16 protein-coding genes are annotated in these 12,135 nt (G+C 29.3%); 4 read left to right on the top strand and 12 right to left on the bottom strand.

The window, feature by feature from the left end; translation table 11 throughout:
- Positions 1–4: 4 nt before the first annotated feature.
- Complete coding sequence (locus AJN58_RS00970) at positions 5–811, bottom strand: cytolethal distending toxin subunit B family protein (RefSeq protein ID WP_070233684.1); 807 nt, start codon at positions 809–811, stop codon at positions 5–7.
- A 16-nt stretch (positions 812–827) separates the two neighbouring features.
- Positions 828–1,628, bottom strand: coding sequence for an RICIN domain-containing protein (locus tag AJN58_RS00975; RefSeq protein ID WP_070233683.1), 801 nt, complete (start codon positions 1,626–1,628; stop codon positions 828–830).
- A 479-nt stretch (positions 1,629–2,107) separates the two neighbouring features.
- Here AJN58_RS00975 and surE point away from each other — a divergent pair, with 479 nt between their 5' ends.
- The 3 genes from surE to AJN58_RS00990 are packed head-to-tail and all read left to right on the top strand — an operon-like array spanning position 2,108 to position 4,309.
- Positions 2,108–2,884 (top strand): 5'/3'-nucleotidase SurE, encoded by a 777-nt coding sequence (gene surE / locus AJN58_RS00980; protein WP_070233682.1) that lies wholly within the window; start codon positions 2,108–2,110, stop codon positions 2,882–2,884.
- Positions 2,874–3,539, top strand: a complete 666-nt coding sequence (locus AJN58_RS00985) for a ThiF family adenylyltransferase (protein ID WP_074470129.1) — start codon at positions 2,874–2,876, stop codon at positions 3,537–3,539. The genes surE and AJN58_RS00985 overlap by 11 nt, the downstream gene beginning before the upstream one ends.
- The gene (locus tag AJN58_RS00990; RefSeq protein WP_070233680.1) at positions 3,536–4,309 is read left to right on the top strand and encodes an OXA-184 family class D beta-lactamase OXA-614; all 774 of its coding nucleotides are present in this window, start codon (positions 3,536–3,538) and stop codon (positions 4,307–4,309) included. Before AJN58_RS00985 ends, AJN58_RS00990 begins: the two co-directional genes overlap by 4 nt.
- On the opposite strand, the gene AJN58_RS00995 is transcribed toward AJN58_RS00990, so the two are convergent.
- Genes AJN58_RS00995 through AJN58_RS01025 form a run of 7 tightly spaced genes read right to left on the bottom strand, consistent with a single transcriptional unit; the run spans position 4,265 to position 9,441 of the window.
- The gene (locus AJN58_RS00995) at positions 4,265–5,146 is read right to left on the bottom strand and encodes a sulfate/molybdate ABC transporter ATP-binding protein (protein WP_070233679.1); all 882 of its coding nucleotides are present in this window, start codon (positions 5,144–5,146) and stop codon (positions 4,265–4,267) included. The two genes, AJN58_RS00990 and AJN58_RS00995, sit on opposite strands and share 45 nt — an antisense overlap.
- Positions 5,143–5,817: a molybdate ABC transporter permease subunit gene (gene modB, locus AJN58_RS01000; protein WP_070233678.1), complete on the bottom strand. Its 675-nt coding sequence runs from the start codon at positions 5,815–5,817 to the stop codon at positions 5,143–5,145. The genes AJN58_RS00995 and modB overlap by 4 nt, the downstream gene beginning before the upstream one ends.
- Positions 5,810–6,211, bottom strand: a complete 402-nt coding sequence (locus AJN58_RS01005; protein WP_070233677.1) for a molybdopterin-binding protein — start codon at positions 6,209–6,211, stop codon at positions 5,810–5,812. Before AJN58_RS01005 ends, modB begins: the two co-directional genes overlap by 8 nt.
- Positions 6,208–6,957 carry a molybdate ABC transporter substrate-binding protein gene (gene modA / locus AJN58_RS01010; protein WP_070278324.1) on the bottom strand — a complete coding sequence of 250 codons (750 nt, stop codon included), beginning with the start codon at positions 6,955–6,957 and terminating at the stop codon, positions 6,208–6,210. Before modA ends, AJN58_RS01005 begins: the two co-directional genes overlap by 4 nt.
- Positions 6,958–7,007: 50 nt before the next feature.
- Positions 7,008–7,694: a malonyl-ACP O-methyltransferase BioC gene (bioC, locus tag AJN58_RS01015; protein ID WP_070233675.1), complete on the bottom strand. Its 687-nt coding sequence runs from the start codon at positions 7,692–7,694 to the stop codon at positions 7,008–7,010.
- Positions 7,691–8,302, bottom strand: coding sequence for a pimeloyl-ACP methyl esterase BioG family protein (locus AJN58_RS01020; RefSeq protein ID WP_070233674.1), 612 nt, complete (start codon positions 8,300–8,302; stop codon positions 7,691–7,693). The genes bioC and AJN58_RS01020 overlap by 4 nt, the downstream gene beginning before the upstream one ends.
- Positions 8,299–9,441 (bottom strand): aminotransferase class I/II-fold pyridoxal phosphate-dependent enzyme, encoded by a 1,143-nt coding sequence (locus tag AJN58_RS01025; RefSeq protein ID WP_070274992.1) that lies wholly within the window; start codon positions 9,439–9,441, stop codon positions 8,299–8,301. Before AJN58_RS01025 ends, AJN58_RS01020 begins: the two co-directional genes overlap by 4 nt.
- Before the next feature lie 67 nt (positions 9,442–9,508).
- Here AJN58_RS01025 and AJN58_RS01030 point away from each other — a divergent pair, with 67 nt between their 5' ends.
- Positions 9,509–10,792: an adenosylmethionine--8-amino-7-oxononanoate transaminase gene (locus AJN58_RS01030; protein WP_070233672.1), complete on the top strand. Its 1,284-nt coding sequence runs from the start codon at positions 9,509–9,511 to the stop codon at positions 10,790–10,792.
- On the opposite strand, the gene AJN58_RS01035 is transcribed toward AJN58_RS01030, so the two are convergent.
- From AJN58_RS01035 to AJN58_RS01045, 3 genes are read right to left on the bottom strand one after another with little or no spacing between them, the layout of a single operon-like run.
- Positions 10,779–11,384 (bottom strand): dethiobiotin synthase, encoded by a 606-nt coding sequence (locus AJN58_RS01035; RefSeq protein WP_070233671.1) that lies wholly within the window; start codon positions 11,382–11,384, stop codon positions 10,779–10,781. The genes AJN58_RS01030 and AJN58_RS01035 overlap by 14 nt on opposite strands.
- A gap of 9 nt (positions 11,385–11,393) precedes the next feature.
- Positions 11,394–11,708 carry a DMT family transporter gene (locus AJN58_RS01040; protein ID WP_002794052.1) on the bottom strand — a complete coding sequence of 105 codons (315 nt, stop codon included), beginning with the start codon at positions 11,706–11,708 and terminating at the stop codon, positions 11,394–11,396.
- A 2-nt stretch (positions 11,709–11,710) separates the two neighbouring features.
- A complete protein-coding gene (locus AJN58_RS01045; RefSeq protein WP_002892867.1) occupies positions 11,711–12,049 on the bottom strand; it encodes a DMT family transporter in 339 nt (112 codons plus the stop codon).
- Positions 12,050–12,135 lie beyond the last annotated feature (86 nt).

Here is a 12,135-nt window from a genome sequence, read left to right on the forward strand (position 1 = left end):
TATATTAAAAAAATTTTCTAAAATTCACAGGAAAATGATCTGAAGCTAAAAATGTTCTAAGTCCAGCAGCAGCTAGTATGGCTAGTATAGCTGGGGGAGTATATCTTCTAGTTGTATCAGAATTTCCTGTAACAGCGTAATCAAGAACACCACCACTTGCTTGAGTATAAGAAGCAGGAGAAACAAAATATATACGATCCCTTAATCCTCGATCTAATAAAGATGCTAATGAGCCTGGATTTCTATTAAAATCTCCCAAGATCATCCAATTAATTTGAGGCATGTTTCTAAAATGCATATCAACAGCAGTAACTATAGCACCTGCATCATTTCCTCCTCTTGCTAAAGCATGTGCGTTGAAAAATACATCATTGCCAATACGGATTCCTATGATAGGTCTTGAAGCAACGGTTGGAGGAGGTAATACAATTACTTCATCCGCTTGTCTTCTACTTACTATTGCCATATTAACTCTATTTGCTCCTACATCAACTCTTGAATAATATATAAAAACTGAATTAGGACGAGATAAGGTTCCTAGATTCCATTCGTATTCATGGATAGGAATACCCACCCCAACAGGTTGAACTTGTCTTTGTGTCATTACTGCAGTGGATGGTAAAACACCTGCTTCTTGAATAGCTAAGACATCCATAGGATTGCTTCCCGTAACAAGTTGTCTAATACTAATATTCCATTTACTTTCTGTTGATGCTGAAGAACCTTGTAAATTCCATGTTCCAGCATTATAATCTTCTAAAGAAGCAAAGCTTAAATTTATACTTAAAATGATTAATAATATTTTTTTCATAATTAACTCCAAAAATTTATCTATAGGGACTATGAGTAGCATAAGTAGGCGGTGCTATATACCACTGTCTATCTAAATTTTTTTCTCCTGATTTTAAACAATCAGTAAGAAATATTTTATAATAACTAAAATCAAATTCTTTCATCACATCATTTATAGGCGTTTGAATGCATTTTTGAGTTGCGTAATTATAAATTTGGTAAGCACCATTACTCATAGGAAATAATATCCAAAATTGAGCAAAATTGCTTTGATCGCAAGGGTAATGGACAATCCCTTCGCCATAAGCATTGAGACATGTAAGCGTCTTAACGTTTTTAATCATAACTTTGTTTTGAGGAAATTCTATGATTTGCCAGACATTTGCATCGCCAAAAGGTATACTTGAATATAAAGTATAGCCCCATATCCAATTTCCGGGTCTTAAAGCCCATACAGTTAAAGCAGCTCCTGATGGACCCATTATGGTTACAAAATCACTAGGATATCCTCTATTTTCATATACAGATGCATCATTAAATTTTCCATTTGATTGTAATCTAGGCGAAGGTCCTTTAACAAAATCATTACCTTTAAAAGTATTTGTTTTTATTACAGGTGGTTCTAAAGGAACATCTTTTGGTATCAAATCTGAACCATCAACTAAAGCAGGAGTTTCTTGTTTGGCTGGTATTGTAGGTGTTTTTCCTATTTTAAGTGGATCGCTATCATGCAAATCACCGTAAGATCGTCCCAGAGGATTAAGCTCTTTAGAAGAGCATCCGATAAAAAATATCAATAATAAGCTTAATACTATCATAGAATGAAATTTTTGCATTTTTTCTCCTTGAGTGAATTAAGATATTGATAAGTATAATAATATAATTTTAAAAATATATAAAAAATTATAATTTAAGATTAAATAATTGTCTTCTATAAAAGAATAAAATTTTAATTTTTTGGAAAAATTATAGTTATAAAAAAATATATTAATATCAAAATGAAAGTTAATTTTAATAATAAAAAAAGTTTTTTTATTATTAAAATTTAAGCTATGGAATTTTAAGTTTTTAAGAATAAAAATATAAATGAGTATGGAATTCAAAATATTTGAACACTAGAAGAGTTACGATTAAAATCGTGATTCTAAAGTGTAGATTGGACTAAATAATAAAAAATAAGTTAATTTTGAGTTAATTGTGAATTACTTTATTGAGTTGAGAATAAAAGAATTAATTATAAAGAACATTCCGATATAGCTTTATTTGTATTTATTCTTAAAGCTTTTTATGTTAAAATATCCAATAAGGAAAAGCAATGAAAGAAATTCTTATCACTAATGATGATGGCTATGAGAGCAAAGGACTTAAAAAACTCATTAAAATGTTAAAAAAAGAATTTAAAGCCAAGATCACCATAGTAGCTCCTGCTAGTGAAAAATCAGCTTGTTCACATTCCATAACTCTAACTAAACCTTTGCGTTTTGTTAGAGTAGGAAAAAGATTTTACAAGCTTGATGATGGTACTCCAGCAGATTGTATTTATCTTGCACTTCACGCACTTTATAAAACACGCTTGCCTGATCTTGTAATCAGTGGGATTAACAAAGGAGCAAACGTAGGTGAAGATATTACCTACTCAGGAACTTGTGCAGGAGCTATGGAGGCGGTTTTACAAGGAATTCCTGCTATCGCTCTTTCTCAATTTTATAAAAAAAGCGAAAAAGAACTAGACTATAAAAATGCTTTAAAAATTACCAAAAAAATCATTCAAAATATTTTTGATAAAGGTTTTCCTTTGGAAAAAAAAGAATTTTTAAATATCAATTTTCCTGCAAAATCAAAAATCAAAGGCATTAAAATTTGTAAAGCAGGCAAAAGGGTTTATAATTTTGAAGCCCACTCAAATGTCAATCCAAGAGGAGTTGAGTATTATTGGCTTGCAGCAGCGAATTTAGACTTTGAAGATGAGAAAAATAGCGATATTGTCTTACTTAAAAAAGGCTACGCTACAATAACCCCTATAATGCTGGATCTTACAGCTTATGAAAAAATGAAAAAAGTTAAAAAATGGTTAAAGGCAAATGATGAATGATAGATTTACACGTATAAAATGGCTAGTTGGAGAAGAAAAATTTCAAAAAATTTCACAAACAAAAGTTTTGGTTTGCGGACTTGGTGGAGTGGGTGGAATTTGCGTTGATGCACTTTATCGTAGTGGTTTTAAAAACCTTACTTTAATCGATGCGGATAAATTTGAAATCACCAATCAAAATCGCCAAATTCATAGCGAAAATATAGGCGAAGAAAAAGCTAAAGTATTTGAAAGAATTTATAAGGCTAAAGGTATAGTCAGCAAAATCGATGAAGATTTTTTAGAAAAATTTGATTTAAGCGAGTTTGATCTTATCATAGATGCCATTGATGATATCCCTGCAAAAGTAGCTTTGGCTCATCTTATAGATTTTAAAAAACAAATTTTTATCTCTTCAACAGGTGGAGCTAGAAAGCTTGATCCAACACGCATTAAAACTACAAGTATTTTTAATACTCACGGCGATGCTTTAGCGAAAAAATTTCGTTATGAACTTAGAAAATCAGGCTTTAAGGGAAATTTTGATGTGGTATTTTCTGATGAAGAAGCACATTGTAAAGATTTAGGTTCTTTTATGGGTGTAACAGCTTCTTTTGGTTTGGCTTTAGCAAGTTTAGCAATGAGAAAAGTCTTATCAAAATATAAAGAGCAATGAGAAATTTTATTGTATTTATATTGTTTTTGAATATAGCCATTGGAGAGGATAAAATACTTGGTAATTTTTTTAAAGATTGTAATACAAGTGGGACTTTTATAGTCTTTGATGGAAAAAATTATGCAAGTAATGATTTTCAAAGAGCTAAACAAACCTTTTCTCCTGCTTCAACTTTTAAAATTTTTAATGCTTTAATTGCACTTGATAATGGTGTAGTTAGAGATACAAAGGAAATTTTCTATCATTATAAGGGTGAAAAAGTATTTTTGCCCTCTTGGAAACAAGATGCTAGTTTAAGCTCAGCCATAAAACGCTCTCAAGTGCCTGCTTTTAAAGAATTGGCAAGAAAAATAGGACTTAAAACCATGCAAGAAGGCTTAAATAAACTTTCTTATGGAAATACAAAAATTTCAAAAATCGATACCTTTTGGTTGGATAATTCTTTACAAATTTCTGCAAAAAATCAAGCTGATTTGCTTTTTAAACTTTCGCAAAATTCTTTACCTTTTTCCAAAAAAAGTCAAGAAGAAGTTAAAGAAATTATTCTTTTTAAGGAAGATAAAATCCAAAAAATTTATGCTAAAACAGGTTTTAATGATAATATCAATTTAGCTTGGATTGTTGGATTTGTAAAGACTGAAAACAAAATTTTATCTTTTGCTTTAAATGTTGATATAAAGGACATTAAAAATATTAAAATAAGGGAAGAATTATTAAATAAGTATTTAGCTAATTTTTCCAACAATAATAGGATTAAAAGCTTTTACTGAAAGTATGAGAGTATCGCCTATTTTTATATCTTGATAAGCTTTTAAAAATTCCTCTTCACTAAGAGTAATTTTAATAATGTCTTGATTTAAAAGCAAGGTTAAAACCACTAAAATATCACTTTTTTTAATTTCTAACAAAGTTGCACTCAAACGCAATTTTGCACTAATACTTGAATGAGTAAAAAATTCATTTTTAGGAAAATCCTTAATGATTTTTCCATTCCTAAGCTCTAAAATTCTATGACTTAACTTATAAATTTCAGCTAAATCATGACTTACCAATAAAGTACTTATCTTAAAATACTCTAAAATTTTAGCCAATTCATCTTGTAAATTGGCGCGCATTTTAAAATCCAAAGCACTCAAAGGCTCATCTAAAAGCAAAATTTTTGGTTCCCTTGCTAAAGCTCTTGCTAAAGCTACTCTTTGTGCTTGTCCTCCGCTTAAATGTTTAGGATAAATTTTAGCTAAATTTTCAAGTCCCATTAAGGCTAAAAGCTCGCTAACCTTTGCTTTAGAACTAGCGGCATAGGCGATATTTTCTTTTACATTCATATTTGGAAAAAGCGCATAATCTTGAAAAACAAAACCAATTTTTCTTTTTTGCAAAGCTAAACTAAAATTTTTTGAAGAATCAAACCAAAGTTCATTATCTACTTCTATACGCCCCAATTTAGGCTTTATAAGTCCTGCTATGATTTTTAAAAGAGTGGTTTTTCCTGCTCCACTTTCGCCAAAAAGTGCGGTAATTTTTCCTGATTCTATATCTTTTTTAAAATTTAAATCCAGTCTTCCTTTGGCGGTATTCATAGGATGATTGATATCAATTTTTATCATTGAAAACTCATTTTTTTATTGACAAAATAAAGACTAAAAAGCACTAAAAAAGAAAAAATAAACAATATAAAAGCATATTGATGGGCTAAGCTATAGTTTAAGATCTCAAGCTCATCATAAATAGCTATACTAGCTACTAAAGTTTCACCTTGTTTATGTCCTCCTATCATCATCACGACTCCAAATTCACCCACAGTATGGGCAAAACTCATCGCACAAGCACTAAAAATTCCTGCTTTAGAATTAGGCAAAATCACTCTAAAAAGAGTGTAAATTTTACTTTTACCTAAACTATAAGAAGCATCGAGTAAATTTGGATTGATCGATGAAAAGGCACTTTGCAAAGGATTTACCATAAAAGGCAAAGAAAAAATCAAAGAAGCAAAAACAAGACCTTCAAAACTAAAAACCAAAGAAAGATTAAAATATTCTTTTAAAACTTGCCCTAAAAAACTATTAGCCGAAAAAGTTACAAGCAAATAAAATCCCAAAACACTAGGAGGTAAAATCAAAGGCAAAGAAATAAAGCTTTGAAGGATTGTTTTAAAAGGAAAACGCACAAAACTTAACAAATAAGCTAAAAAAACACCGATAAAAAAAAGAATAAAAGTCGTGATAAAAGCAAGTTTAAAAGTAAGATAAAGGGTTTGTAAAAAAGCTGGTTCAAGCACTATGACTCCTTAATACAATATCATTTGCTTTTACAAAACAAAGCCATTCTTGATTTTCACAAAGTTCAAGTTCTAAGGCTTTTTCTTTGGTGATGATACTAGAAAGCTCATTACCCTTAAAATCAAAAAATACCTGATACAAAAGTTCGCCTTTTTTAATTTTTGTAATTTTAGCTAAAAAAGAATTTTCAACACTTAAAAGAGTTTTGCTTGTGCTAAAACAAAGCTCATGCTCTTTAAAAAGAAGTTCTACACTCGCACCAATTTTTAAATTTTCTAAAGACTTTAATTCAAGCATTAAAACACTAAAAATCACTTCTTTAGAAAGTATTTTAACAATAACTATATCCTCTTGATTTAAAAGCTCGTAAATTTGTCCTTTTATAAGGTTCATGGTGTGCTAAATCCGTATTTTTTAAAAATCTCTTTTGCTTTTGAAGAGCTAATAAATTCACTAAATTCAAAGGCTAATTTTTTATCCTTAGCATATTTTGTGATGACATAACTTTGCTCTAAAGGACTAAAATACTTTGGATTAATAATACTTGTTTTACCTTTAGGATGATTGATAGGAGAAACTAAAGAATAAGCCACTATAGCTATATCTGCATTTTTACTATCTACATGTAAAACAGGCACTGAGATATTTTCGCCTAAAACGATTTTGTCTTTAAAAAGCTCATTTAAATCCAAATTTTCAAGCACTTCTTTAGCTGCTACTCCATAAGGAGCTACTTTAGGATTGGCTATGCTTAGATGCGTGATTTTACCTGCCTTTTCTTTTAAATTTTCAATGCCTCTTTGGAGTAAATTTTCATCCAAACTATACAAAGCCAAAACTCCTAAAACATAAACTTTTGGCTTTATTAAGGCATTTTTATCATCATAAATAGCCTTAGTATATTTAGTATCCGCTGAAAAAAAGAGATCAAATTCTCTTCCTTGTTTTAAAAGTTCATAATATTTTCCAGAAGCACCAAAAACCAATTCTATTTTATCTTCTGGATGTGTTTTCAAAAACTCATCTTTAACTTCACTCATTGCCTTTGAAGCTGAAGAAGCTACAAAAATGCTTAAATTTTGTGCATTTAGATGTAAGGTAAAAAACAAAATCCCAAAAAATACTATAAACTTTTTCATTTAGTTTTCCTTGTGTAAAAATTTAATTTTTGGATTATAACACAAAAAATTCATTTTATATCATTTTTGCATAAAATAAATACAGGATGATAAGTGAGTTTGTTTTGAAATTTTTCTTCAAATTCTTTTAAAAAACTTTTATTTAAAGGATAAAATCCTAAAGAATTTACACCGCTAAATTTTAAATGCCTAAAAACATCTAAAGCATTATCAAAGCTTAATTCTATGAGTTCTTGAGTAATTTTTACCTCATTAAAATAGACTTTAAAAATTTGCTCTAATTCATTTAAGCTAAAATAATTTAAACCAAAACCCGTGCTTTGCTTGATTTCTTTTAAATTTTGTTCTGCAAAAGTAGAAAGAAGTAAAATCCCATTTTGATTTAGCATATCCCTAAGACTTGGTAAAATGCGTTTTAAATCAAGCCATTGCAAAGTTGCATTTGAAACAATAAGATCAAATTTCTCTTTACTTAAATCTTGTTTTGCAATTTCGTTCATATCAAAAATTAAAATATTAGAATTTTCTTTAAAATCTAAAATATCGTTTTTTAAATATTCATCAAAAGTAATGAAATTTTGAAGTTTTTTGCTCAATTCACCTCTACCGCAACCAAATTCAAACACTTTTTCAAAATGTGAAATTTTTAAATCTTTTAAAATTTCACAAAGTTTTAAACCCATAAAATCTTGCACTTTTGCATGTTTTTCATAATCTTTTGCTTTTAAAAAATTCAAATTTCATCCCAAGTTTTAAAATCAAAAAAAGCAAAATGCGGTTCATCTAAAAAAATAAGTTTTGAAAAAGCATTTTTTAAAGTATTTGGTGGAAAAATTTTATCTTCTTTACTTGAATAAACCTTATCCCAAAGCAAATTTTCTTCTTGTTTTGTTAAAGCAAAGTCAAAAAGTTTTTCAAGTTCTATTTTTAAAGCTTTTTCATCTTTAAAAATAAAATCTTTGACTAAGCTTTTGCGTTCTTCAAATAAAACTTCTTTGAAATTTTCTAATTTAAAATTTTGCAGGGTTTTTTTAAAAATTGTAGGATGAATTCCTTTTGATTTATCTATACCTAAATTTGTGCCATTTATGGCTATTTTTTGTTTAAAATTAAGCTCTTTTAAAAGTCTATTTGCTACGCAAACCCCCATAGAAAAAGCGATTAAAAAAAGTTCATCAAAAGCTTTGAAATCAAAATTTAAATCAAAATTTTCATAATCATAAAATAAAATCACATTTTTATTGCTTTTTAAATGCGAAAAATGACTAGGATGTGAAGCAAATCCCCCAAATATCACTATAAGTTTTTTTGAATCAGGATTTTTACATAAAAATTCATATTTCATAAAAGCTCTATTATCCTTTCAAGTTCTTCTGTGTTAAGTCCTGCATGTAAGGAAAAACGAATTCTGGCTTTATTCTTTGGCACGGTAGGTTCTTTGATCGCAGGAGCAAAAAATCCAGCTTTTTGGAGTTTTTGTGAAATTTCTAAGGCTTTTTTATTTTCACCTAAAAGCAAGCAAATAATATAAGCATCGCCTAAAACAGTGTGATTTTTTTCTTGCAATTTACTTTTAAAAAAAGTACTTAAAAACTCTAATTTTTCTCTTTCTTTCTTAAAATAAGGCATTTTTTTAAAAATAAATTGCGTCCAAGCTACATTAATAGGTGGCAAGGCTGTAGAATAAATAAAAGCTCTAGCTTTGTTGATGAAAAATTTTTTATATTTTTCATCACATATTATACAAGCACCTATGGAAGCAATGGCTTTACCAAAGGTAAAAACCAAAAAATCCACTTCATTTTCCAAGGCTAGTTTTTTAACAAGCCCCAAACCTTCTTCATCAAAACAACCCACGCTGTGTGCTTCATCTATATAAAGCTTAATTTTATCATAACGTCTTTTAAGCTCACACAAAGTTTTAAAATCGCTAAAATCTCCATCCATACTAAACAAAGCTTCGCTTAAAACGATGATATTTTCATATTTATCATAATGTTTTTGGATTAAACTCTCTAAATGATTCATATCTTTATGATGAAAACGAAAAAAATCAGCTCCGCCAAGTCTTAAACCATCAATCATACTTGCATGAATAAATTTATCGGTTAAAAAAAGCGTCTTAGAAACGCTAGAAAGTGCTGCTATACAAGAGATATTTAGATGATAACCACTATTAAAATGTAAAATTTCCTTATCTTTAAATTTAGTCTTTAAAAAACTTTCTAATTCTTCATAAATTTCAAAATTTCCACTCAAACTTCTTGAACTCGAACTTGAAAAAAATAAATCTTGCTCTTTTAAGGTGTTCAAAAACTCAGCTTTTAACTCTTTAGAAGACGCCAAATAAAGATAATCATTTCCTGCTAAATTTAAAAGTTTTTGATCTTGCTTATAAACAAATTTATTTTCATGTTTTAAAGGCGTTAGAGTTCTTAGATTGTGATTTTGCTCTAGATCTTGCAAAATTTTTTCAAGCTTCATTTTTTTCCTGTAAATTTAAAAATTTAAAGTATTATTTTGCCAAAATATTTTTAAAAAAGAAGTTATGATGCAAAATCAAATCTTAAAAAATCTCGATTTAAAACACATTTGGCACCCTTGCACACAAATGAAAGATCACGAAACTTTACCTTTAATCCCTATAAAAACAGCAAAAGGCGTGTGGCTTTATGATTTTGATGATAAAGCTTATATGGATTGTGTGAGTTCTTGGTGGGTAAATCTTTTTGGTCATTGTAATGAAAAAATCGCAAATGCCATTAAAAAACAAGTTAATGAGCTTGAACATGTGATTTTAGCAGGTTTTACACATGAGCCTATCATCAAACTTTCGGCTAGACTTTGTGAAAAAGTGGGGCGTGATTTTAATAAATGTTTTTATGCAGATAATGGCTCAAGTGCCATTGAAGTAGCACTTAAAATGAGTTTTCATTATCATTTAAATAAAGGTTTGAAAAAAAATAAATTTTTATCCCTAAGCAATTCCTATCATGGTGAAACCTTAGGGGCTTTAAGCGTAGGCGATGTTGCGCTATATAAAGATACTTACAAAGCCTTGCTTTTAGAGTGTTTAAGCACTCCTGTGCCACAAGGTAAAGACTATACTAAAGAGCTTGAAATTTTAAAAGATATTTTAGAAAAACACTCGAGTGAAATTTGTGCTTTTATTCTTGAACCCTTGGTGCAATGTGCGGGAAATATGCACATGTATGAAGTTGGTTTTATCGATGAAGCGATCAAGCTTTGCCATGATTTTAATGTGCAAGTGATTTTTGATGAAATTGCAGTGGGTTTTGGACGCACAGGAACTTTGTTTGCCTTGCATCAATGCAAACAAAGCCCTGATTTTATCTGTCTTTCAAAGGGAATTACAGGAGGATTTATGCCTCTTTCTGTGGTGCTTACAAAGGATGAAATTTATAATGCCTTTTATGCACCTTATAGCGAGCAAAAAGCCTTTTTACATTCTCATAGTTATACAGGAAATACTCTAGCTTGTGCAGCGGCTAATGCGGTTTTAGATATCTTTGAAAATGAAAATATTTTAGAAAAAAATCAAATTTTAAGCGCCTTTATCCAACAAGAATTTTCAAAACTTAAAAAATTTGATTTTTTAGGAAATTTTAGAACTTGCGGAATGATTAGTGCTTTTGATATTTTAAGTTATAAATATGAACGCGTGGGGCTTTTTGTATTTCAAAAAGCCTTAGAAAAAGGTTTGCTTTTAAGACCTTTGGCAAATACGATTTATTTTATGCCTCCTTACATCATCACAAAAGAACAAATCGTTTATGTAGTAGAGAGTTTAGAGCAGATTTTTAAGGAATTTTAAGTTGTAAAATTTCTTGCATTTGTTCTTTAAAATCTTTATTTAAAATACTATTTTCATCAAAAAAATCAAGATTGATTATAGGAATTTTTGCATAATTTTTTATAAAATCATCTTGTAAGATATCTTTTTTACCCATCATCACAAGGGCTAAAATATTGATATTTCTTTGCTTTAAAGCTTCAATGCTAAGCAAGATATGATTAATACTTCCAAGATAGTATTTTGCTACTAAAATCGTAGGGTGTTTAAAAATATTCATAAAATCAATCATAGTGTAATTTTCATCCATAGGAGAAAAAAGCCCACCCGCAAGCTCAATAAGTAGGTTTTTGCTTTTTGGTAAAATGATATCTAAGGCTTTATAATCAAGCTTTTCTTTGATTTTTCCAAGATGAGGAGAAGCTGGAGTTTGCAAAAAAATACCTTCTTTAAAAATCTTTGTTTTTGGGCTAAATTTTGCAATAAAATCGCTATCTGTTGGAGTTCCTGCTTGAATGAGTTTAAAATAGTCATAGTTAAAATTCGCGCAAAAAGCTGCACTAAAATGTGTTTTTCCTACATCAGTATGTATTCCACTCACATAAATTTGCACAAAAAATCCTTAAGAAAGAAATTTTAAACCTACTGTACAAGCAATAATCACAGCGATTAAAAAAAGTTTTAAAAAACTTTTACTTTCTTTATAAAAAAGTACTCCTATCATTACCCCACCAGCAGTTCCAGCTCCTGTCCATATAGCATAAGCAACACTCATAGCGATATTTTGCATACTTAAGCTTAAAAAAGTAAAAGAAAATCCAAAACACACAATCAAAGCCAAAAGGTAAAGCTTGTTTTTAGTGCTTACAAGTTCTTTCATGATCACCACACCAAAAATTTCACAAGCAGTAGCTAAAAACAAATAAAACCATTCCATAACTAAGCTTCCTTGCTTACCCATTTAAGGGCTATAATGCTTAAAAGTAAAATCGCTATAAGCACAAGTTTAACTATAGAAACAGCCTCGTTAAAAATAAACATTTCATTTAAAACCACCCCAACAGTGCCAATGCCTACAAAAACACTATAAGTAATACTTACTTCAAGTCTTTCACAAGCTTTTAAAAAGCAAGTAAAAGAAATACAAACCCCAATGGCTGTTAAAATATAGTGCCAAATTTCTGTAGAATACTTAAGTCCGCTTACCCAAAAGCATTCTATAATCCCACCTAAGATTATTAAAAACCAAGCTATATTGATATTGAATTTTTCATTCACATGAAGCCTTAAATTAACATAATTTATAAAACAAATTATATCTTAAAGAAATTAAAAGAAGCTATAAATTTACTTTTCCATAAGCC

The sequence above is a fragment of the Campylobacter sp. BCW_4321 genome (genome assembly GCF_001763075.1).
In the GTDB taxonomy this organism is placed as follows: Bacteria; Campylobacterota; Campylobacteria; order Campylobacterales; family Campylobacteraceae; genus Campylobacter_D; species Campylobacter_D jejuni.

Excerpts from the sequence above, each read along its gene's own strand:
- AJN58_RS01030 (WP_070233672.1), top strand. The coding sequence starts at position 9,509 with ATGCAAAATCAAATCTTAAAAAATCTCGATTTAAAACACATTTGGCAC.
- surE (WP_070233682.1), top strand. The coding sequence starts at position 2,108 with ATGAAAGAAATTCTTATCACTAATGATGATGGCTATGAGAGCAAAGGA.
- AJN58_RS01025 (WP_070274992.1), bottom strand. The coding sequence starts at position 9,441 with ATGAAGCTTGAAAAAATTTTGCAAGATCTAGAGCAAAATCACAATCTA.
- AJN58_RS01040 (WP_002794052.1), bottom strand. The coding sequence starts at position 11,708 with ATGGAATGGTTTTATTTGTTTTTAGCTACTGCTTGTGAAATTTTTGGT.
- AJN58_RS01005 (WP_070233677.1), bottom strand. The coding sequence starts at position 6,211 with ATGAACCTTATAAAAGGACAAATTTACGAGCTTTTAAATCAAGAGGAT.
- modA (WP_070278324.1), bottom strand. The coding sequence starts at position 6,957 with ATGAAAAAGTTTATAGTATTTTTTGGGATTTTGTTTTTTACCTTACAT.
- AJN58_RS00970 (WP_070233684.1), bottom strand. The coding sequence starts at position 811 with ATGAAAAAAATATTATTAATCATTTTAAGTATAAATTTAAGCTTTGCT.
- AJN58_RS00990 (WP_070233680.1), top strand. The coding sequence starts at position 3,536 with ATGAGAAATTTTATTGTATTTATATTGTTTTTGAATATAGCCATTGGA.
- AJN58_RS00985 (WP_074470129.1), top strand. The coding sequence starts at position 2,874 with ATGATGAATGATAGATTTACACGTATAAAATGGCTAGTTGGAGAAGAA.
- AJN58_RS01020 (WP_070233674.1), bottom strand. The coding sequence starts at position 8,302 with ATGAAATATGAATTTTTATGTAAAAATCCTGATTCAAAAAAACTTATA.
- AJN58_RS00995 (WP_070233679.1), bottom strand. The coding sequence starts at position 5,146 with ATGATAAAAATTGATATCAATCATCCTATGAATACCGCCAAAGGAAGA.
- AJN58_RS00975 (WP_070233683.1), bottom strand. The coding sequence starts at position 1,628 with ATGCAAAAATTTCATTCTATGATAGTATTAAGCTTATTATTGATATTT.